The sequence below is a fragment of the Arthrobacter sp. T2-23 genome (assembly GCF_055398325.1).
In genome coordinates, this window is the sequence record NZ_AP027917.1 from 1,280,214 (window position 1) to 1,299,595 (window position 19,382).

Here is a 19,382-nt window from a genome sequence, read left to right on the forward strand (position 1 = left end):
CGCGGGGTCACTTCGAGCCCATCCCAGGGTTGGGACGGGCCGGAAGTGACCCCGCGTTGCTTGTAGCGGTTAAGCCTAGAGCGCCGCGTAGACTTCGCGCAGCAGCTTGGCGGTCTCGGACGGCGTCTTGCCGACCTTGACGCCGGCAGCCTCGAGGGCTTCTTTCTTGGCCTGGGCGGTGCCCGCGGAACCGGAGACGATGGCACCGGCGTGGCCCATGGTCTTGCCTTCCGGGGCGGTGAAGCCGGCGACGTAGCCGACGACCGGCTTGGTGACGTGGGCCTGGATGTAGTCGGCCGCGCGCTCTTCGGCGTCGCCGCCGATTTCGCCGATCATCACGATGGCCTTGGTCTCGGGGTCAGCTTCGAAGGCTTCGAGGGCGTCGATGTGGGTGGTGCCGATGACCGGGTCGCCGCCGATGCCGATGGCGGTGGAGAAGCCCAGGTCGCGCAGTTCGTACATCATCTGGTAGGTCAGGGTGCCCGACTTGGAGACCAGGCCGATGGGGCCCTTGCCCGTGATGTTGGCCGGGGTGATGCCCACGAGGGCCTCGCCCGGGGTGATGATGCCGGGGCAGTTCGGCCCGATGATGCGGGTGACCTGCTTGCCGTTGGCGTCAACCTTGGACTGGGCCAGTGCCCAGAACTCGGCGGAATCCTGGACCGGCACGCCTTCGGTGATGACGACGACGAGGCCGATGCCGGCCTCGATGGCTTCGACGACGGCGTCCTTGGTGAAGGCCGGCGGGACGAAGACGATGGAGACGTCGGCGCCGGTTTCGGCCATGGCTTCCTTGACGGTGCCGAAGACGGTGATTTCGTTATCGCCGTGCAGGACGGTGGTGCCGGCCTTGCGGGCGTTGACGCCGCCGACAATGTTGGTGCCGGCCTTGAGCATCAGGGCGGTGTGCTTGGTGCCTTCGCCGCCGGTGATGCCCTGGACGATGACCTTGGAGTCCTTGTTCAGATAAATAGACATAGTCGGGTCCCTTTACTTCGCTGCGTTGGCGAGCTCGGCAGCCTTGTCGGCGCCCTCGTCCATGGTGGCGGCCAGGGTAACCAGCGGGTGGTTGGCCTCGGCCAGGATGCGGCGGCCTTCCTCGACGTTGTTGCCGTCGAGGCGGACGACCAGCGGCTTGTTCGCGGAGTGGCCCAGCTCGGCCAGTGCGCCGACGATGCCCTTGGCGACAGCGTCACAGGCGGTGATGCCGCCGAAGACGTTGACGAAGACGGACTTGACCTGCTCGTCGCCAAGGATGACGTCGAGGCCTGCTGCCATGACCTCCGCGGAAGCTCCACCGCCGATGTCCAGGAAGTTGGCGGGCTTGACGTTGCCGTGGTTCTCGCCGGCGTAGGCGACGACGTCGAGCGTGGACATGACCAGGCCGGCGCCGTTACCGATGATGCCCACGGAGCCGTCGAGCTTGACGTAGTTGAGGTCCTGCGCCTTGGCCTTGGCCTCGAGCGGGTCCGCAGCGTCCTTGTCTTCAAGGGCGGAGTGCTTCGGGTGGCGGAAGTCGGCGTTCTCGTCGAGCGAGACCTTGCCGTCCAGGGCGACGATGTCGCCGGCGCCGGTCTTGACCAGCGGGTTGACCTCCACGAGGGTGGCGTCTTCCTTCTTGAAAACGTCCCAGAGCTTGAGGATGACGGCGGCGACCTTGCCGCGCAGTTCCTCAGCGAAGCCTGCGGCGGCGACGATCTCGTCAGCCTTGGCCTGGTCGATGCCGACGGCGGGGTCGATCGCGATCTTGGCGAGGGCTTCCGGACGTTCGACGGCGAGCTGCTCGATTTCCATGCCGCCTTCAACCGAGCACATGGCCAGGTAGTTGCGGTTGGCCCGGTCCAGCAGGACGGAGAAGTAGTATTCCTCGGCGATGTCGGCACCCTGGGCAATCATCACCTTGTTGACGGTGTGGCCCTTGATGTCCATGCCGAGGATGTTGGTCGCGTGCTCGAGTGCCTCATCGGCAGTCTTGGCGACCTTAACGCCGCCGGCCTTGCCGCGGCCACCGACCTTAACCTGTGCCTTGACGACAGTTACGCCGCCGATCTTCTCGGCAGCTGCCTTTGCTTCTTCAGGGGTGTGCGCCACGATGCCAGCAAGCACGGGTACACCGTGCGCCTCGAACATATCGCGCGCCTGATATTCAAACAGGTCCACGGTTTAGTGTCCTTCTACGTCGAAGTAGTTTCTGTACAGCCGGACCCCACGTACTCGCGGTTACCGGGCTGCGGAATAAACGCACCCTGCGACAAGCTTGGAAACGAGCCACACGGCGCAATGCTCCTCTTTCGAACTCTAGTCCTTCGTTTGGACCAGCCCGACCCAGACTACCGGTTATGTGAGTAAGGACACTATTCTATTGAGCGTAGAAAAACCGCTAGATTACGGGGTTTTTGAGGCCTCTGAGGGTGCCGGGGAAGCCGTCTTGGCGGCTGGCAAGATCAGCTCGTAACGGTCGCGCGCAATGAAGAAGGCGACGTCGGCAGAGATGTTTCCGCAGGCTACCCCGCGGTTATATGCGGAGCCGGCGCCAGCCCGGTCACGCGTCGATCTTGGTGAGCGGGGCGTACCGCAGCAGGAGCCGCTTCTCGCCGACGCCGAACTTCACCTTGGCTACGGTCTTGTCCCCCGCCCCCTCGACGGCCAGCACGGTGCCGTTGCCGAAGCTGGTGTGGTTGACCTTGTCTCCGACGCTGACCGCGACGATTTCCTTCTGCGGCTGGACCCGGTTCTTGGCGATCGCGGCAGGGACGTCGGCGTTGAAGCCCGCCGAGGAGTCCGCCCCGGTGCCGCGGGCGGCGCCCGCCCCCCAGAAGGATCCGCCGTAGCGGCTGGAACCGATCGATCCGCCGCTCCCCCAGCTGCTGGCCTGACGCGTGGATCCTTCGCGCTTCCACTCCACCAGCTCGGCCGGGATTTCCTCGATGAACTGGCTCGCCGGGTTGTACTGGCTCTGACCCCACATGCTGCGGACCTCGGACCGGGTCAGGTACAGCCGTTTCCGGGCCCGGGTGAGTCCCACGTAGGCCAGCCTGCGTTCCTCCGCCAGTTCCTTCGGGTCGGTGGCCGAACGCTGGTGCGGGAACAGCCCGTGCTCCATGCCGGTCAGGAACACCACAGGGAACTCGAGGCCCTTGGCGGTGTGCAGCGTCATCAGGGTGACGACGCCGAGCCGCTTGGCTTCGGCGACGGCGGCGTCGATATCTGCCCCGGGGGCGTCCGGGATCTGGTCGGCGTCGGCCACCAGCGAGACCTGCTCCAGGAAGGCGCCGAGCGAGCCCTCCGGGTTGTCCCGTTCGTATTCACGGACGACGGCGACGAGTTCGGCGAGGTTTTCGACCCGGGATTCGTCCTGTGGGTCGGTGCTGGAGCGCAGGGTGGCGAGGTAGCCGGTCTGTTCCAGGACGGCTTCCAGGGCCGCTGCCGCGCCGGAGCCGGCGGCCACCTCGGCCAGGTCGTCGAGGAGCTTCACGAAGCCCAGCACGGCGTTCACGGAGCGGGTGGCCATGCCGGGCGCTTCGTCGGCGCGGCGGGCAGCGGCCATGAAGGAGATCCGATCGCGCTGTGCCAAGGACGCCACGGCCCCCTCGGCCCGGTCGCCGATGCCGCGCTTGGGTTCGTTGAGGATGCGGCGCAGGTTGACGTCGTCGTCCGGGTTGACCAGGACGCGCAGGTAGGCGAGGGCGTCCTTGATTTCCTTGCGCTCGTAGAAGCGGGTGCCGCCCACCACCTTGTAGGGCAGCCCGACACGGACCAGGACGTCCTCGATGGACCGGGACTGGGCGTTAGTGCGGTAGAAGATCGCGACGTCGCCGGGACGGAGGTTGCCCTCGTCCTGCAGCCGGTCGATTTCCTTGGCGATGAACTGCGCCTCGTCGTGCTCGTTCTCGCCGACGTAGCCAACGATTTTCTCGCCGTCGCCCTCGGCGGTCCAGAGCCGCTTCTCCGGCCGGTTGGGGTTCCGGGAGATTACCGAGTTGGCGGCGCTGAGGATGGTCTGGGTTGACCGGTAGTTCTGCTCGAGCTTGATGGTCCGGGCGTCCGGGTAGTCCTTCTCGAACTCCACAATGTTGCGGATGTCGGCGCCGCGGAACGCGTAGATGGACTGGTCCGAGTCGCCGACGACCGTGAGTTCGGCGGCGCCGGGACCCTCGCCCACGATTTCCCGGACCAGGGCGTACTGGGCGTGGTTGGTGTCCTGGTACTCGTCCACGAGCACGTGCCGGAAGCGCCGACGGTACGAGTCGGCGAGCGCCGGGAACGCCCGGAACATGTAGACGGTTTCGGCGATCAGGTCATCGAAGTCCATCGCGTTGGCCTGCCGCAGGCGCTGGGTGTAGCCCTTGAAGACTTCGGCGACGGCCTGTTCAAAGGGGTCGGTGTTGTTGGCGCTGGAGGCGTAGCTGTCGGCGTCGATGAGCTCATTCTTCAGGGCCGAGATCTTGTGCTGGATGGCCTTGGGGGCGAAGCGCTTGGGGTCCAGGTCCAGGTTCTTGGCCACCAGCGTGATGAGCCGGAGCGAATCGGCGGAGTCGTAGATCGAGAAGTTGGAGTTCAGGCCGACGTTGGCCGCCTCGCGCCGCAGAATGCGGACGCAGGAGGAGTGGAAGGTGGAGATCCACATGGTCTTGGCGCGGCCGCCGACCAGGAGTTCGATCCGCTCGCGCATTTCCGCCGCGGCCTTGTTGGTGAAGGTGATGGCCAGGATCTCCCCGTGGTGTGCCCGGCGGGTGGCGATCAGGTAGGCGATGCGGTTGCTGAGCACCCGGGTCTTGCCGGAGCCGGCGCCAGCCACAATCAGCAGGGCACCGCCGGCGTGCTTGACGGCTTCTTCCTGCTGCGGGTTGAGCCCCTGCAGCAGCTCGTCCGCGTTCGGGAGGCGGGGGCGGTCCCCGTCGTCGTCGTGACCTCCGCCGTTTCCACCGTGGGGCCCGAACATGGGCGCGGCCGCCAGGCCCGGCATGCCGCTGCCAGCCCCCGGGTTTCCGGACGCTTTGGCGGCCGCGGCCGCCTTCGGTGCAGCTTGGAAGGGTCCGTCGGCATAGGGGTCAAACAACATATCCATGGTGTTAACAAGTCTAGGTGGTGCCACTGACAGCACGATCCGCGGCGGCCCCACCCCGACGGACATGCCCATCCTCTGGGCGCAGGCGTGGACATATTGCCATTGTGTCCACGCTTAGGGCCGACGGATGAGCATGTCCATCCGTGCCAGGCTCGGGGAATGGGCATGTCCATCCGTACTGCTCCTGGGGAATGGGCATGTCCCCAAGTTGACTGCTGGCGGCCCGGTGACTTCCTACCCGACGGAGCCTGACTCCAGCGCAGCGCGGAGCTGCCGCACCGCCGTCGTACCTCCGGCGACAAACCACTCGAGGCCGTTGACGCGGACGACGTCGGTGGCGCCCCCGGCGGCGTGCACGATCGCCTGGCCTGGCAGCCAGTCCCACTCCGGGGAGCTGTGCTGGAACCAGCAGTCCAGCTCGCCGTCGGCCACCCTGCCGAGGTCGCACGAGCCCGAACCAAACATGCGCAGCGCCGCCGCCGCGGTCGCCGCGGCATGCCACGGCATGGCGCACATCGGGTCGGAAAGCCACGTTGGATGGATGTACGTGGCGGCTCCCAGCTCCGCCAGCTGCGCCTCGGCCCGGCCGCGGCCGCCGGCGTCGAGGGGCCGGAAACTCGTCAGCGGCTCACCGTTGAGCGTGGCAGCCCGCGTGGTGCCGCCGAGCCAGAGCTTGTCCTCCTCTGGCTGGAAGACGGCCCCGAGCAGCGCTCCGGACGAATCCTTGAGTGCGATCGCCGAGCACCAGTAACTGGAGCCGTGCAGGAAGTTATAAGTGCCGTCCACCGGGTCGATCACCCAGGTGCGGCCGCTGCTGCCCTGCCGAGAGGCCCCCTCTTCGCCGAGGATGCCGTCGTCTGGCCGGCAACGCTGGAGCTGTTCGAGCACATAGGCCTCGGCGGCGTGGTCCGCGGCGGTCACGACGTCGGAGACGGAGGTCTTCTGCTGCCCCTCCAGGCCGCCCTGCCGCATCAGCAGCGCCAGGTTGCCGGCCTCCCGCACCAGGGCCTCGGCCAGCTGGTAGTTGTCCAGTTCGGGGCTGAGTTCCGCCGTGCTGTGCCGGCCCATCCGGTGTCTGCCAAGATCGTTGCTGCCTAGTTCGCTCACGCGTTCAGCCTATCGGGCGCCGTGCGGGGCTGAACAGGCGCCCGGACTCGACGCGGCTCCGGCCCTAGACCGGCCGGCGAGGCTGCGAGGAAGGGCGATAATGGTGCCATGGCCAAGACACCCGCCCAGCGGATCAAGAAGCACGGCGCGAGCGCGGCCGTCCCCCAGCACCACCTGCCCGCGGTGATTAATCCCAGCACCACGCGGTCCCCGCAGAAGGCGCAGGGCAACAGCAACCTGATCCTGATCGCGGGCGTCGTGGCGAGCCTGTTCCTGTTCTGGTACGTCCACCTGCTGACCCTGAACCAGCTCACACAACTCAGCGGCGGGCTCCCGATGCCCGATTCGCTGCTCGGCGGCTTCGACCAGGGCTTTGTGGAGCAGCTGCGCACGGCCATGGACGGCGACGCCCGCGGACAGCTCAACTACGTGCACAAGACTGCCGGGACGCTGTTCCCGCTCATCTTCGGTTTCACCTGGTTGCTGCTGATCGGGACGAATGCGGCCCGGAAGGGACTCCGCTGGGCCCTGTGGGCCGTGCCGCTGATGTTCGCCGTGGTGCGGCTGTGGGGGAACGCGGCGATCGACGCCATGATGTCCGCCGAGACGCTCGACGGCGGCCAGGTCGCCTTGGCGTCCGGGCTCACGCTGGCCGGCTGGATCCTCCTGATCCTGAGCCTCGTGGTCGGCGGCGCGGCTGTGTTCCTGGGCCGGAGGTCTGCTTCGGCGCGGACTGACGCTGCGGGTTCCGCCCGGGCCTAGCGGATCGGGATTCTGCGGGCACGCAGCCCCGAGACTCGCGGCCCGATGGACATGCCCACTCCTGGCCGCGGCCAATGAGCACATGCCCTATATGTCCACTGCACGCCGCGCGCGGAGGGCATGCTCAGTGTGCATGCTGGACGAGGAACAACAGCGCTGATGGACATGCCCACTCTTGGCCGCGGCCAATGGGCACCTTCCCTATATGCCCACTCCACGCCGCGGGCGGAGGGCATGCTCAGGACACGATGTCAGTTGCGGTCGAAGCCAGTGACGCGGACCAGCCAGGACCAGAAGGAAGCCCTGCCCAGTTCGGCTCTAAGGAAGTCACGGGTCTGCTGGGCGCGGTCGGGAGCGCCGGATGCATCAAAGTTTTTGGCTGAGTTGAGGAGGCATTCTCGGGCTTCGGAGTTCTCCCCTATCGCAGCGTATGCCCTGCCCAGGAGCAGGAACGCTTCGCCGGCTCGCTGAGGCATCAGCAGATCTTCAAGACGTCGGACGTCTTGCAAGAGTTCAATCGCTGCCAGCGGCTCTCCTGCCAATAGACTCCAATGCGCCCGGTTCAACTTGAGCAACATGTAGTCATTGGCGCTTCCGCCAATGACATCGGTGGCCAGTTCGGCGCGCTCGATGCAACGAAGTGTGTCGGCGTCTGCGACATTTGCCGCGAGCCGCATTGCCGCTGATGCCTTGTTGAATTTGGCCCAGACATCTAGGTTCTTGGTCGGCGAAAAAGTGGCGGCCGCTAGTTCGTGGTAGCGCAGGCCGTCCTGGACTCTGTCAGAAAGAAACGCAACGTTTCCAATGACCCAATACGCTTTGCCAGCAAGCTGATCCTCAACATCGTCAGAAATCACCGCGGCTAGAAGCTTGCTCTCCTCCCAAGCCTCGGTGAGTTTTCCCCCATCGGCCAGTGCAGCGATCAATGCCTGCCGAGCCTTAATGTTGATTTCGAGGTCCAATTCATCGGCCGTAAGTTCCACAGCTACGAGAGCCGAATCGGCAGCTTCCTCCAGCAGCCCTGCTCCCTGGCGCGCCTTGGCCAACAAGATGAAGCTGCGTGCCCGATCGTGGGAATTCGAGTTGGGCCCCAGAGCCGAAATTAGTTCATCGGCAAGATTCGCGCACGCTTCAAAGCGTTCTGCATCCAAGAGATTCTCGGCTTGTAGAAAGGTCATGTTCCACCACGATGTTGGATCGCCGTCACGCAATGCGATTTCGGCCGCTTGTCGTGCGCTGCCAGCCGCCTCGGCAAAGGCATGGTTACTTCGGTGCTCGCGTGCCTTGAGCTCAGCTTCTGCGTACAACGGCGAGACAAAGTTCATGAACCAATTATCTGTTGCTTCGCCAGTCAATATGACCACGGCGCGCACAGGAGCTTTCGGGATGGCGCAGGACCGGCGCGCGAATAGCACAATGTTCAAACCTACTGGCCGAACTGTTATATTTCGGCGTGGCGATAACCCCTATACTGATCCTGCATCACCTAAGTCACACTAGCCCCTCACGTAACAGGAGTTACACATGAGAAAACCCTCGCAGCACTCCTCGTCGCTGGCGCCTTGGCCGCGGCTGGCCTGTCCGCCGCATCCGTCGTATCCGCCAGTGCGGGAAACTCGGGCCAAAGTTCGGTCGTGGCTGTTGACTGGTGGCCGAACTCCATCACCAAGTAACTGACAGTAGCCGCAAAGGGCGGGGACCGGATTTACGTCCAGTTCCCGCCCTTTGTTATGTCCGGCCCCCAAACCCGCAGGCGGCAAACCCACCGGCCGCACCGCGGTCGTTCTTTCCGTCAGGGCCTTACTCCGAAACCGAGCTCCACTGCGAAAGGGTTTCTTCCACGGCTTCCGCCGGTGCCGGGCGCCCAAAGTAATACCCTTGGCCGCTGCCGCAACCCAACCGGACCAGTTCCTCGGCCTGTTCGGCAGTCTCGATACCCTCGGCCACCGCTTTGAGCCCGCAGGCGTGGATCAGGTGCAGCACAGCCTCGACAAAACCGCCCTGCTCCTCATCCGTCCCCAGCCCCGCAATCAGGCTCCGGTCGATCTTGACCACGTTCACGGGGAGCCGGCGCAGGTAACTGATCGAGGAGTAGCCCGTGCCGAAGTCGTCGATTTCGAGCTGCACGCCGAGCTGGCGCAGCCCGCTGAGCGAGTACTTGTCCACATCGCCGCCGGTGACGGCCATGGATTCCGTCAGCTCGATGATGAGGTTCGACGCATCCACACCGGTCTCGCGGAGGACGTCCTGGACGTGCTCGATAAGTTCGAGGTTTTGCAGCTCGGTGGTGGAGATATTGACCCGCACGGAGAATTCGCTGTCCAGCGGCAGCCGGTCCTGCCAGTCGCGCAGCTGCCGAACCGCGGTGCGCAGGACCCAGTGCCCCAGCTCCACGATCATCCCGGTCTCTTCTGCCAGCGGAATGAACTGGTCCGGCATCAGGAGCCCGCGCTCGGGGTGGTTCCAGCGCACGAGCGCCTCGACGCCCTCGATCCGGCCGGTGGCGAGCTCCACCACCGGCTGGTAGTGCAGGGTCAGCTGGTCCTGGAGGATCGCTTCACGCATCTCGGTGACCATAAGGCTCTGCAACCGCCGGGCGTAGAGCAGCGCCGGTTCGAAGACCTTGATCCCGCTGTGCGGCTGGGCCTTGGCGGCGTACATGGCCGTGTCGGCTTCCATCACCAGGTCATCCACGGACTGCCCGGGCTCGGCCACGCGCACGCCGATGCTCGTGCCGCAGGTGATCCGGAGGTCGCCGATGTCCAGGCTCTCGCTGAGCGCCTTGAGAATCCTGTTGGCGACGCGACGGGCACGCACCAAGTTGGATTTTGGCAGCATGACGGCAAATTCGTCGCCGCCCAGCCTCGCCACGGTATCCGTGGCCCGGACCGCATCCTGGAGACGCCGGGCAATCACACGCAGGACATCGTCGCCCGCGCTGTGGCCCAGCGTGTCGTTGATGCCCTTGAAGGAGTCGAGGTCGAGAATCAGCAGGGCCGGCGGCTGCTCACCGCGGGATGTCTCGGCCAGCGCGTGGCTGAGCACCGAGTTCAGGGCAGTCCGGTTGGCCAACTGGGTTAACGGATCCGTCAGCGCCATCCGTTCGAGCTCCACCTGCGCCTGGCGCAGCATGGCGGTCCGGCTCTCGACGCGCTCCTCGAGCTCCTGGTAAATGGTCTGCAGATCGTCGGCCATCAGGTTGATTCCGGCAATCACCGCCGCGACGTCGTCGCGCGCCCCGGAGTGGGGAATCCTGGTGCTTAGATCACCGCTGGCGATCCGGACAATGCCCTCCACTAGGGTATGGAGACGGGGGTCTGGAACATCACTTTTCACTCGTATAGTGCCTTAACCACTCAAGGGCTTCCGTGCGCGAAAGGAAGAACTCCGCCGGGATTGTTTCGGTTCTTGAGCGCAGCAGGTAGTGCGCGATCACGCGGTCCACGGGGCTTTCCCCCACCAGCGCGAATGCCGAAGCGGCAATCGAACCGGCATAGACCTGGCGGGCTTCCACGCTGACGCCGACGACGCCGGAGATGTTCAGCAGGACGGGCACGCGCAGGCCGTCGGCGAGCGTCCGGACCGCAGCCCCGGCCACTCGGGCTTCGGGGCCCTCGATCTCACGGTTCGGCGGCAACGCGACTTCGATGATGCCGCCCTGGAGTTGACGGACGCCGATGATCGGCTCCGGGGTCGGCTCCGCGGTCAACAATGACTGAGCCGCTGCGGCGGGCGCTGCCGCAAGTGTTCGGGGGTCTTCCGGGATTTTCTCGTCCGGGGCGTCCGGAGCGACCGGCGCTTCAACCGTCATCGGACCACGACCCGGCAGGCCACGAGCCGTCGCAGACGAACATTTGCCGGATCTCCGAAAACCGTTGTCGCTGCCGTGCGCGGCACAACTAGCTGATCAGACATTCGTCCCCAAAGGCTAAAAGTCGGCATTTCGGCGTGCGCTGGAGCCAGCTCCTGCACGAGGCACCGGAAGGTTCCGGCGAATGCCCTCATAATAGTGCAAGCCGGCCCGTGGATGAGACATAAGACACCACCGCGACACGCATTCGCCAAAAGTGGCGGCGGAAAGCCTGCCGGGCAAATTCCACATGACCGGGCGAGGTATTCGAGGCTTGTTAGTTCGATCCCGCGAACGCCCGCTTTCTGGCAACGAGTTCCTGCCGGACGCGTTGCGCCACGACCAGCCCAGCACCGCCATGCCGATGGTGATGGGGTACCCCATCAGCCGTTCCAGCGTGCCCGGTTCCGGCACCTGCATCCCCGTCAGCCCGCCCGTGGCCAGCGCGGCCAGGGAAACGGCGCCGCAGCCAAGGATGAACCAGCCCAGGGGTGTCTGGTGGCGCCACAGCCAGCCGACCAGCAACAAGGCCACCCCGCCGGCGGCGAAATACATCAGCGCGCCCACCAGATGCCAGCCGGAGCCGGCGTCCTCCGGCACCAGTCCCACCACTACGGTGCCCGCGCCGGCGGTCACGCTCAGCGAGCGCACGGCAAAGGCAGCGCGCGACGGCGAGCGCCGCCCGGGGGCAACGGCCAGGCGTGCCCCGGCCCGGGCCGCCACGCCGAGGACGGCGGAGCTGAGCAGCAGCGCGCCGACCATCATTCCGATCCCCTGGACCACGAACGAGGCGTTCATCAGCAGGTGTGCTGGCGAGCAGACGTCCCGGCCGGAAAACTCGCCGCACCGCAGGGCACCGAGGTCGCTGATGTACCCGGTGCGCCGGCTGTACCGCTGCGGGCCCGCCCACGCGCCGATGACCGCGGCCTCGGCGACGAAGTACTGCAGCACGCTTAGCTTGGCGAGCGCTCCGAGGTAGAACCTGGTGGTGCCCACGTCGGGGATGTAGATGAGTTCTCGCGAGGCGGTGGCGGCAGAGGCTGTCATGCGAAGAGCGTAGTACGTGCCCTCACCTTGTATGCTGGTATCCGTGTCCGGACGGGCGGGCCAACCGCCGCCCATCCCGTACGCCCGCCCTCGTAGCTCAGTGGATAGAGCACGGCTCTCCTAAAGCCGGTGTCGTTGGTTCGATTCCAATCGAGGGCACTTGAACTCCCAGCTGCCAGCCGCCGGTGAAGAAGAGGAACGGCCCTTTGATCTGCGCGCCTACCTCTTAGGCGACTGGAGCGTGGACCGAACCCTGCTGGACCGGGCCACCGGCAGCCGCGGAACCTTCACCGGCGTCGTCCGCTTCACAGAAACCAACGACGGCGGCCTCCGCTTCCGCGAAGAAGGCACCGTGCACTGGAACCCGGCCGGCGGCACGCCCTTTGCCGGGCCGGCCAGCCGAGAATACCTGCTCCGGGCGTCGGCGCAACCGGATTCCATGGACATGTTCTTCCCCGACGGCCGCCCGTTCCACCGCATCGGCTTCGGCGGGCAGGACCACCGGGATACACACTGGTGCGACCCCGACACCTACCGGGTCGAGTACACGAAGCTCGGGCCGGACGAGTTCCGCTACCGCTGGGACGTCACCGGTCCGGCCAAGGACCTGCTGCTCGAGTCCGCGCTGCACAGGACGGCCGTGAATCCCCGCATCGTCGTCTCTGCCGTCTGCGTCTTCGACGACGCCGGCCGCCTCCTGACCGTCCGCAAGCGGGGGACGGACAAGTTCATGCACCCGGGGGGCAAGCCCGAACCCGGCGAAACCGCCGCCCAGGCCGCTTCCCGCGAGCTCGAGGAGGAAGTGGGAATCAGCGTGGCCCCCGGGGACCTGGTGCCCTTCGGCAGCTGGCTGGCCGACGCCGCGAATGAGGCCGCCACGCAGATCGAGGCCACCGTTTTCACCGCGCCCACCTTGATCAACGCAGCCGGCAGCTGGACCGCGCACCCGTCGGCGGAGATCGCCGAAATCCGCTGGCTGGACCTGGCCGGAGAGTTGCCCGACGATCTGGCGCCGTTGCTCACGGACCACGTGCTGCCACTCCTGGCGGCCCAGGCGGACCACCGGAGCTAGAGCTCCGGCACCGCCTCCGCGGCAACCGCGGTAGCCTCGGCAAACTGCGTCCGGTACAGCTCGGCGTAGCGGCCCTCGGCGGCGAGCAACTCGTTGTGCGTCCCCCGCTCCACAATCTGGCCGTCCTCGACCACCAGGATGGCGTCGGCGGCGCGGATGGTGGAGAGCCGGTGGGCGATTACGACGGCGGTGCGGCCCTCGAGCGCGGCGCCGAGCGCTTCCTGCACCGCGGCCTCGTTGGTCGAGTCCAGCGCGGCCGTGGCCTCGTCGAGGATCACGACCCGCGGCTGGGCGATCAGCAGCCGGGCGATGGTGAGCCTTTGCCGTTCGCCGCCGGAAAGCCGGTAGCCGCGCTCCCCCACCACGGTGTCCAGGCCGTCCGGCAGGGACCGGATCATGTCCTCGAGCCGGGCCTGGCGCAGCACGTCCCACATCAGTTCCTCGCTCGCGCCGGGCCTGGCCAGACGGAGGTTGGAGGCGATGCTCTCGTGGAAGAGGTGGCCGTCCTGGGTAACCATGCCCAGGGTTTCCCGCATCGAATCGAAGGTCAGGTCGCGGACGTCCACGCCTGCGCCGGATCCCGAACCGCCGAAGCGGACGGCGCCCGAATCGACGTCGTAGAGCCGGGAGAGCAACTGGGCGATGGTGGACTTCCCGGCGCCCGAGGAACCCACCAAGGCCACGGTCTGGCCCGGTTCCACCCGGAAGCTGATGCCGTGCAGGACTTCCTCGCCGCCGCGGGTATCCAGGGTGGAGACGTCCTCGAGGGAGGCCAGCGAGACCTTGTCCGCCGAGGGGTAGGAGAAGCGGACGTCGTCGAACTCCACGGACAGCGGGCCGCGCGGCGATTCCACCGCGTCCGGCTTCTGCTGGATGAGCGGCTTGAGATCCAGGATCTCGAAGACACGCTCGAAGCTGACCAGGGCGCTCATAATTTCCACCCGGGCATTGGACAAGGCTGTGAGCGGCGCATAGAGGCGGGTCAGCAGCAGCGCCAGCACGACGACGTCGCCCGCGGCGAGCTGCCCGCCGAGGGCGAGCCAGCCGCCCAGGCCGTAGACCAGGGCCAGGGCCAGGGCGGAGACGAGGGTCAGGGCCGTGACGAAGGTGAACTGCAGCATCGCGGTGCGGACGCCAATGTCCCGGACCCGGCCGGCCCGGAGCGCGAACTCGCGGGATTCCTCGTCCGGACGGCCAAAAAGCTTGACCAGGGTGGCACCGGGGGCCGAGAAGCGTTCGGTCATCTGGGTGCCCATGGCGGCGTTGTGCTCCGCGGCTTCGCGGCGCAGTTCGGCCAGTTTGGAGCCCATCCGGCGGGCCGGGATGAGGAAGATCGGCAGCAGGATCATCGCCAGCACGGTCACCAGCCAGGACTTGTTCAGCATCACCACGAGGGTGAGGGCCAGCGCCACCACATTGCTGACAACGCCGGAGAGCGTGCCCGCGAAGGCCGACTGGGCGCCGATCACGTCGTTGTTGAGCCGGCTGACCAGCGCCCCGGTGCGGGTCCGGGTGAAGAACGCAATCGGCATCTTCTGTACGTGGTCGAAGACCTTGGTGCGCAGGTCCACGATGACGCCCTCGCCGATGGTCGAGGACAGCCAGCGCGTCACCAGCCCGATGCCGGCCTCAGCGACGGCGACGATCGCGATCAGCACGGCGAGCCAGATCACCGTGCCGACCTCGGCGCGCGCGATGATTGCGTCAACCACCTGGCCGGCGAGGACCGGCGTCGCGACCGCCAGCACGGCCATCACGATCGACAGCAGCACGAAGGCGATCAGCCTGCCGCGGTGCGGCCGCGCGAAGCCGAAGACGCGCTTGAGGAGTTCCTTGGAGAACGGTTTGGAGCCGCTCGAGGCGCGGGTGATGTTGTAGAGGGAGCTCCAGGCAACCCGGTCCATGCTCATGTGTTCGTGCCTTTCGGGGCGCTCGCGCCCTGCAGTTCGGTAACGGCGCCGTCGACGACGTGCCAGCGCACGTCCAGGCGCACGTTTTCCAGCAGCCTGCGGTCGTGCGTGACGAGCAGCAGGGCGCCGTCGTAGCTTTCGAGGGCTTCCTCGAGTTGTTCGATCGCGGGGAGGTCAAGGTGGTTGGTCGGCTCGTCCAGGACCAGCAGGTTCACCCCGCGGGCCTGCAGCAGCGCCAGCGCGGCCCGGGTCCGTTCGCCCGGTGAGAGCGAGTCCACAGGCCGGGAGGTATGGTCGGCCTTGAGGCCGAATTTGGCCAGCAGGGTGCGGACCTCGGCCGGGGTTTGGTCCGTCAGGACGGCTTCGACGGCGTCGGCAAGTTTGAGGTGGCCGGCGAGCATGCCGCGGGCCTGGTCGATTTCGCCCACGGCCACCGAGGCGCCCATTGAGGCGTCGCCGGCGTCGGGCCGTGTCACCCCGAGCAAGAGGCGCAGCAGGGTGGACTTGCCCGCGCCGTTCGGCCCGGTGATGCCGATCCGCTCGCCGGCGTTGAGCTGCAGGTTCACCGGGCCCAGGGTGAAATCCCCCTGGCGAACGACGGCGTCGCGCAGGGTCGCGACGACGGCGCTGGAACGCGGCGCGGCCCCGATGCTGAACTGCAGCTGCCATTCCTTGCGCGGTTCCTCGACTTCCTCCAGCCGGGCGATCCGGGATTCCATCTGCCGGACCTTCTGGCCCTGCTTTTCGGAGGACTCCGTGCTGGCCGCCCGGCGGATCTTGTCATTGTCCGGGTTCTTCTTCATGGCGTTACGGACGCCCTGGGAGCTCCATTCGCGCTGGGTGCGGGCCCGCGAGACCAGATCCGCCTTCGTGGAGGCGAACTCTTCGTACCGTTCCCGGGCGTGGCGGCGGGCGACGGCGCGTTCCTCCAGGTAGGCCTCGTAGCCGCCGTCGTAGACTGCGACGGCGTTTTGCGCGCGGTCCAGTTCCACCACCGTGGTGACGCAGCGGGCCAGGAACTCCCGGTCATGCGAGACCAGCACGACGCCGCCGCGGAGTCCCTGGACAAAGGACTCCAGCTTGGCCAGGCCGCCCAGGTCCAGGTCGTTGGTGGGCTCGTCAAGCAGCACGATGTCGAAGCGGCTCAGCAGCAGTGCGGCGAGCGCCACCCGGGCGGCCTGGCCGCCGGAGAGCCCGGTCATTGCCGCGTCGGGTCCCACCTCGAGGCCCAGGTCCGCCAGCACCGGCGGAATCCGGTCTTCCAGGTCCGCGGCGCCGGAGGCCATCCAGCGGTCGAACGCCACCGAGTACGCGTCCTCCGAGCCCGGGGCGCCGGTTCCCAGCGCCTCGGCGGTGGATTCCATCTCCGCCGTCGCCTGCCCGCAGCCGGTGCGCCGGGCGATGTAGCCGGCCACGGTTTCGCCGTCGATCCGTTCGTGTTCCTGCGGCAGCCAGCCGACAAAAGCGTCTGCCGGCGCCAGGCTGACGGTTCCCTCCTGCGGCTGGTCGACGCCGGCGAGCAGCCGCAGCAGCGTGGACTTGCCGGCGCCGTTAGCGCCCACGACGCCGACGACGTCCCCGGGTGCGACCGTGAGGGAGAGTTTGGAGAAGAGGGTGCGGTGGTCGTGACCACCGGAAAGGTCCTTGGCAACAAGGGTTGCAGTCATTAGTCCATTCTCTCACCGAGGGCCAAAACGGACGGCTGCGGTGCGGCAGGCCGGGACTGAAATCCGGCGAAAATCCGCGCACCTGCCGCCCGACATAGAAGAACCCGCTGGTCCGGACTTGGGGGGTGTACGGACCAGCGGGTTCGAGCATCTAGCATAGTTGAATCGTCGCCACCGGTAAAATCGCGGCGGACCCGGCCTTCACGGTCGGTCCGAATGAAACGGGACCGCGCCCGAACGAACTAAGGGAAACCATCAATGATTTCTGCCCTGCAATGGTCCACCCTGCTCGTCTGCGCCCTCGTTGCGGTGTTCCGCATCCCGGCTGCCTTACGCGGCGAAAACCGCTCCCTCTTCGGCATTTTTGTGCTCGCCACCGTCGCCATGCTGCTTAGCATCGAATCCAGCTATACGGTCGTTGATTCCTGGCTCGGTTCGCACAACTATGCGAACCTCGCGCTGCGCTTTGTGATTTACGCGACGGTCCTGCTGGCCGGGTACAAGATTGCCAAGGGCTTTGAGAACACCCACAGCCTCCGCCTGCTCCTCGGCCCCGTTGGGCTGGCGGCGCTGGCAACTATCTGCCTCGCCACCGCAGTGCCGTTCTTGATGGCGGATACCGCCGGCACCTCAGTGGGATTGGCCACGCTGCCGGACCAGAGCGGCCCTAACCGCCAGCTGATCGCCCTCTATACGACGGCCGGCCGGCTCTACCCGGCTTACGTGGCAGCCTGCCTCCTGCCCGGGACCATCAAGGCCCTTCGATCCCGCCTGCCGGGGCTCGTTCGTGGCGGAGCAGCACTCCTGACGGCCGGATCCGCCGCCATGATCCTTCTGGCCATCAGCGACCTCCTGCCCCAGCGTCTGGCCTTCATCCAATACATCATCAGCTCGGCCGCCGTACTCGGCCTCGTTCTGGGTCTGGCCCTCATCTGGTTGGGGAAGGTGGCTGCGGTGCGCGCCGCACGAAAGAATTCCGCCGCAACCGGTCCCCACCGCGCGTCCAGTCAAGAAGTTATTGGGGCAGAAGAATTATGATAGTGGTGACGTCGAGCTTGTACGGCCGCGGCCCGGGGGCCGTGCGGCAGCAAAGTCCGCCAAATCCCGCACTTCAGCGACCCTGCAGGAAGGCATAGATGCCCGTACCGGCCAAGGCGTTTCAACTCTGGCTCCATGGCGTTGCACCATCAGCGACTACTGCTGACATATGCCGAATTTCCGGCGTCAAGCGCACCACCTTGGCCCAGCAGTTGGTGCGCGGCAAAGTCGCAGAAGCCACTGTAGTTAGCATTAGCCGCGCGTTGGACATCAATCCCGTGGAAGCCCTGGCCTCGTTTGTTAACTACTCAGAGCTCACCCAGCTGGCCCAGCCGCCAACAGCAGCGGAGCTCGTCAGTCAGGTCGCCACCATGGATCTGCTTAGGGCGGTCATCTCCCGCTCCGCAGCTGATCCCGGGACATCCCGGGTACTCAGCCCAGCCCCGCACGCCACCTCGGTGCGGAACTGGGTTGATGCCATCGACGACGGGGAACTCCGCCACCGAGTTTCCGCTGCCACCGGCATCGCTCCGCAGAATTATTCGGCCCAGTTGACTGCCAACCGGCTCTCACCGGAGCTCGCCGTTGCGACCTCGCGCGCCGCGGGCGTGGGCTTCACGGGTGGACTAGTGGCGACAGGGCTTATCACCGAGGCCGAAGCCGGCTGGCCGCCCGGCGCCCGGCAAGCTGCTCTGGAAGCGCTCTCAGACGGCGAACTCACGGTGCTGGCAGGCGATCGACTGCAGGCTCTGGGAAAAACTCTCCGCCGACAGGAACAGGAACAGGCGCAGGCTGAAAAGATCTGGGAGAGCCTCGGATGACTCCGGCTGGTGCCGCGTCCGGGGCGGGGATTGGCCGAATGGCGGCTCCCAAGCGGAGGGACTCTTGCGCATCTGCATCCAGTCCTCAGTTACATCATGAGGGACAACGGCACGTTAGGAGTGCAGAAACATGGCAGTCCTTCAGTGGGGGACGCTGATCGTTTGCGGCATCGCCACGCTCGTCCGGGTTCCCGATGCCCTGCGCGGGCGCAACCGGGCTGTTTTCGGGATCCTCTTCCTCGCCACGCTGTGCAGCCTGCTCAGCATCCCCGAGCCCTACTCGGCGATCGACAGGGCGCTGGGAGGCTGGAACCTGACCAACCTGATCCTGCGCTTCATCGTTTTCGGAATGGTCTTCCTGGTCGGCGTGCGGCTGGCCAAGGGGCTCGGTGCCGCCCCCGCTCGGCGCCTGATCACCGGCGGCCCGGGACGCTGGGGGCTGGCTGCGGCGTGCCTCGCGGTGACCGTGACGTTCCTGCTGATGGACACCGGGGGTTCCTCGGCCGGGCTTGAGGCCCGCTCGGACGACGGCGGCCTGAATGCTGTCCTTGCCCCGTTCTACGCGGCGGCGGGGCGCAGCTATCCGGCCTTCGTCTCACTCATCCTGCTGTCGCCGCTGGCGGCCGCGGTCAGGACACGGCTGCCGTGGCTCGTGCGGGCCGGAGCGGCGGCGACACTGGTGGGGGCCGCCGCGGCCATCGCGAGCGTGCCGGCGTCTTTCGCGCCGGACCCGTGGGACCAGGCCCGGATGCTCGTCAACTATGTGGCGGTGCTCGGCTACGTGCTGGGACTGCTTATCTTTTGGTTTTCCGGGCAGATCGCAGGGCCGCCACATAACGCTCCCGCAACGTTCCGTAAAAAGTAGGCCCGGGCGTTCACAAAATCATTAGACCGTGAGAGAATCATGAATGTGTGAAAACGCTAGCCGGCTTCGTGAATGGGGATTCAGTCTTACGGGCCAGGCGAAACGTGCAAGCGCCATTGGGGGGATGAGTGGTAGCGGTCCGGAAGGACCGCTCCCACTCAGCCTGTTTAAGCGG

The 19,382-nt window shown here is 66.4% G+C and carries 15 protein-coding genes, 1 tRNA gene and 1 pseudogene; 7 read left to right on the top strand and 10 right to left on the bottom strand.

The genetic code is table 11. The annotated features are described in order from the left end of the window. Nucleotides 1–75 precede the first annotated feature (75 nt). The 4 genes from sucD to ACZ5Z0_RS05860 all read right to left on the bottom strand — a co-directional run bounded on the left by sucD (nt 76) and on the right by ACZ5Z0_RS05860 (nt 6,136). On the bottom strand, nt 76–978 hold the full coding sequence (gene sucD, locus ACZ5Z0_RS05845; protein WP_464110287.1) for a succinate--CoA ligase subunit alpha: 903 nt from the start codon (nt 976–978) through the stop codon (nt 76–78). Between the two features lie 12 nt (nt 979–990). Further along, nucleotides 991–2,160: an ADP-forming succinate--CoA ligase subunit beta gene (sucC, locus tag ACZ5Z0_RS05850; RefSeq protein ID WP_138770141.1), complete on the bottom strand. Its 1,170-nt coding sequence runs from the start codon at nt 2,158–2,160 to the stop codon at nt 991–993. A gap of 382 nt (nt 2,161–2,542) precedes the next feature. Continuing rightward, nucleotides 2,543–5,062: a DNA helicase PcrA gene (pcrA, locus tag ACZ5Z0_RS05855; protein ID WP_464110734.1), complete on the bottom strand. Its 2,520-nt coding sequence runs from the start codon at nt 5,060–5,062 to the stop codon at nt 2,543–2,545. Between the two features lie 240 nt (nt 5,063–5,302). Further along, nucleotides 5,303–6,136, bottom strand: coding sequence for an inositol monophosphatase family protein (locus tag ACZ5Z0_RS05860; RefSeq protein WP_464110735.1), 834 nt, complete (start codon nt 6,134–6,136; stop codon nt 5,303–5,305). Nucleotides 6,137–6,283: 147 nt separating this feature from the next. Here ACZ5Z0_RS05860 and ACZ5Z0_RS05865 point away from each other — a divergent pair, with 147 nt between their 5' ends. Continuing rightward, entirely contained in the window at nt 6,284–6,937 is a 654-nt protein-coding gene (locus tag ACZ5Z0_RS05865; protein WP_464110288.1) for a hypothetical protein, read from the top strand. A 251-nt stretch (nt 6,938–7,188) separates the two neighbouring features. Here the strand turns inward: ACZ5Z0_RS05865 and ACZ5Z0_RS05870 are convergent, their stop codons facing one another. From ACZ5Z0_RS05870 to ACZ5Z0_RS05885, 4 genes are all read right to left on the bottom strand, one after another. Then, a complete protein-coding gene (locus tag ACZ5Z0_RS05870) occupies nt 7,189–8,262 on the bottom strand; it encodes a hypothetical protein (RefSeq protein ID WP_464110289.1) in 1,074 nt (357 codons plus the stop codon). A 475-nt stretch (nt 8,263–8,737) separates the two neighbouring features. Then, complete coding sequence (locus ACZ5Z0_RS05875; protein ID WP_464110290.1) at nt 8,738–10,234, bottom strand: putative bifunctional diguanylate cyclase/phosphodiesterase; 1,497 nt, start codon at nt 10,232–10,234, stop codon at nt 8,738–8,740. Between the two features lie 28 nt (nt 10,235–10,262). Continuing rightward, a complete protein-coding gene (locus ACZ5Z0_RS05880; protein WP_464110291.1) occupies nt 10,263–10,748 on the bottom strand; it encodes a DUF7793 family protein in 486 nt (161 codons plus the stop codon). Nucleotides 10,749–10,865: 117 nt separating this feature from the next. Further along, on the bottom strand, nt 10,866–11,834 hold the full coding sequence (locus ACZ5Z0_RS05885; RefSeq protein ID WP_464110292.1) for a DUF998 domain-containing protein: 969 nt from the start codon (nt 11,832–11,834) through the stop codon (nt 10,866–10,868). 86 nt (nt 11,835–11,920) lie between these two features. On the opposite strand from ACZ5Z0_RS05885, the gene ACZ5Z0_RS05890 reads away from it, so the two are divergent. From ACZ5Z0_RS05890 to ACZ5Z0_RS05900, 3 genes and pseudogenes are all read left to right on the top strand, one after another. Next, nucleotides 11,921–11,993 (top strand) — tRNA-Arg (locus tag ACZ5Z0_RS05890). 82 nt (nt 11,994–12,075) lie between these two features. After that, a pseudogene (locus ACZ5Z0_RS05895) lies at nt 12,076–12,408 on the top strand (DUF6314 family protein); the annotation flags it as partial. A 66-nt stretch (nt 12,409–12,474) separates the two neighbouring features. Next, complete coding sequence (locus ACZ5Z0_RS05900; RefSeq protein WP_464110736.1) at nt 12,475–12,906, top strand: NUDIX hydrolase; 432 nt, start codon at nt 12,475–12,477, stop codon at nt 12,904–12,906. Here ACZ5Z0_RS05900 and ACZ5Z0_RS05905 read toward each other — a convergent pair. Both ACZ5Z0_RS05905 and ACZ5Z0_RS05910 read right to left on the bottom strand, forming a co-directional pair. Beyond that, nucleotides 12,903–14,816, bottom strand: coding sequence for an ABC transporter ATP-binding protein (locus tag ACZ5Z0_RS05905; protein ID WP_464110293.1), 1,914 nt, complete (start codon nt 14,814–14,816; stop codon nt 12,903–12,905). The two genes, ACZ5Z0_RS05900 and ACZ5Z0_RS05905, sit on opposite strands and share 4 nt — an antisense overlap. Next, nucleotides 14,813–16,483 carry an ABC-F family ATP-binding cassette domain-containing protein gene (locus ACZ5Z0_RS05910; protein WP_464110294.1) on the bottom strand — a complete coding sequence of 557 codons (1,671 nt, stop codon included), beginning with the start codon at nt 16,481–16,483 and terminating at the stop codon, nt 14,813–14,815. Before ACZ5Z0_RS05910 ends, ACZ5Z0_RS05905 begins: the two co-directional genes overlap by 4 nt. Before the next feature lie 258 nt (nt 16,484–16,741). Between ACZ5Z0_RS05910 and ACZ5Z0_RS05915 the strand changes: the two genes are divergently transcribed. From ACZ5Z0_RS05915 to ACZ5Z0_RS05925, 3 genes are all read left to right on the top strand, one after another. Next, complete coding sequence (locus tag ACZ5Z0_RS05915) at nt 16,742–17,521, top strand: hypothetical protein (RefSeq protein WP_464110295.1); 780 nt, start codon at nt 16,742–16,744, stop codon at nt 17,519–17,521. Between the two features lie 98 nt (nt 17,522–17,619). Beyond that, the gene (locus tag ACZ5Z0_RS05920) at nt 17,620–18,342 is read left to right on the top strand and encodes a hypothetical protein (protein ID WP_464110296.1); all 723 of its coding nucleotides are present in this window, start codon (nt 17,620–17,622) and stop codon (nt 18,340–18,342) included. A 130-nt stretch (nt 18,343–18,472) separates the two neighbouring features. Further along, complete coding sequence (locus tag ACZ5Z0_RS05925; RefSeq protein WP_464110297.1) at nt 18,473–19,207, top strand: hypothetical protein; 735 nt, start codon at nt 18,473–18,475, stop codon at nt 19,205–19,207. The last annotated feature ends 175 nt before the right edge of the window (nt 19,208–19,382 follow it).

Excerpts from the sequence above, each read along its gene's own strand:
- sucD (WP_464110287.1), bottom strand. The coding sequence starts at position 978 with ATGTCTATTTATCTGAACAAGGACTCCAAGGTCATCGTCCAGGGCATC.
- pcrA (WP_464110734.1), bottom strand. The coding sequence starts at position 5,062 with ATGTTGTTTGACCCCTATGCCGACGGACCCTTCCAAGCTGCACCGAAG.
- ACZ5Z0_RS05860 (WP_464110735.1), bottom strand. The coding sequence starts at position 6,136 with ATGGGCCGGCACAGCACGGCGGAACTCAGCCCCGAACTGGACAACTAC.
- ACZ5Z0_RS05865 (WP_464110288.1), top strand. The coding sequence starts at position 6,284 with ATGGCCAAGACACCCGCCCAGCGGATCAAGAAGCACGGCGCGAGCGCG.
- ACZ5Z0_RS05870 (WP_464110289.1), bottom strand. The coding sequence starts at position 8,262 with ATGAACTTTGTCTCGCCGTTGTACGCAGAAGCTGAGCTCAAGGCACGC.
- ACZ5Z0_RS05880 (WP_464110291.1), bottom strand. The coding sequence starts at position 10,748 with ATGACGGTTGAAGCGCCGGTCGCTCCGGACGCCCCGGACGAGAAAATC.
- ACZ5Z0_RS05885 (WP_464110292.1), bottom strand. The coding sequence starts at position 11,834 with ATGACAGCCTCTGCCGCCACCGCCTCGCGAGAACTCATCTACATCCCC.
- ACZ5Z0_RS05905 (WP_464110293.1), bottom strand. The coding sequence starts at position 14,816 with ATGAGCATGGACCGGGTTGCCTGGAGCTCCCTCTACAACATCACCCGC.
- ACZ5Z0_RS05910 (WP_464110294.1), bottom strand. The coding sequence starts at position 16,483 with ATGACTGCAACCCTTGTTGCCAAGGACCTTTCCGGTGGTCACGACCAC.
- ACZ5Z0_RS05915 (WP_464110295.1), top strand. The coding sequence starts at position 16,742 with ATGATTTCTGCCCTGCAATGGTCCACCCTGCTCGTCTGCGCCCTCGTT.
- ACZ5Z0_RS05920 (WP_464110296.1), top strand. The coding sequence starts at position 17,620 with ATGCCCGTACCGGCCAAGGCGTTTCAACTCTGGCTCCATGGCGTTGCA.
- ACZ5Z0_RS05925 (WP_464110297.1), top strand. The coding sequence starts at position 18,473 with ATGGCAGTCCTTCAGTGGGGGACGCTGATCGTTTGCGGCATCGCCACG.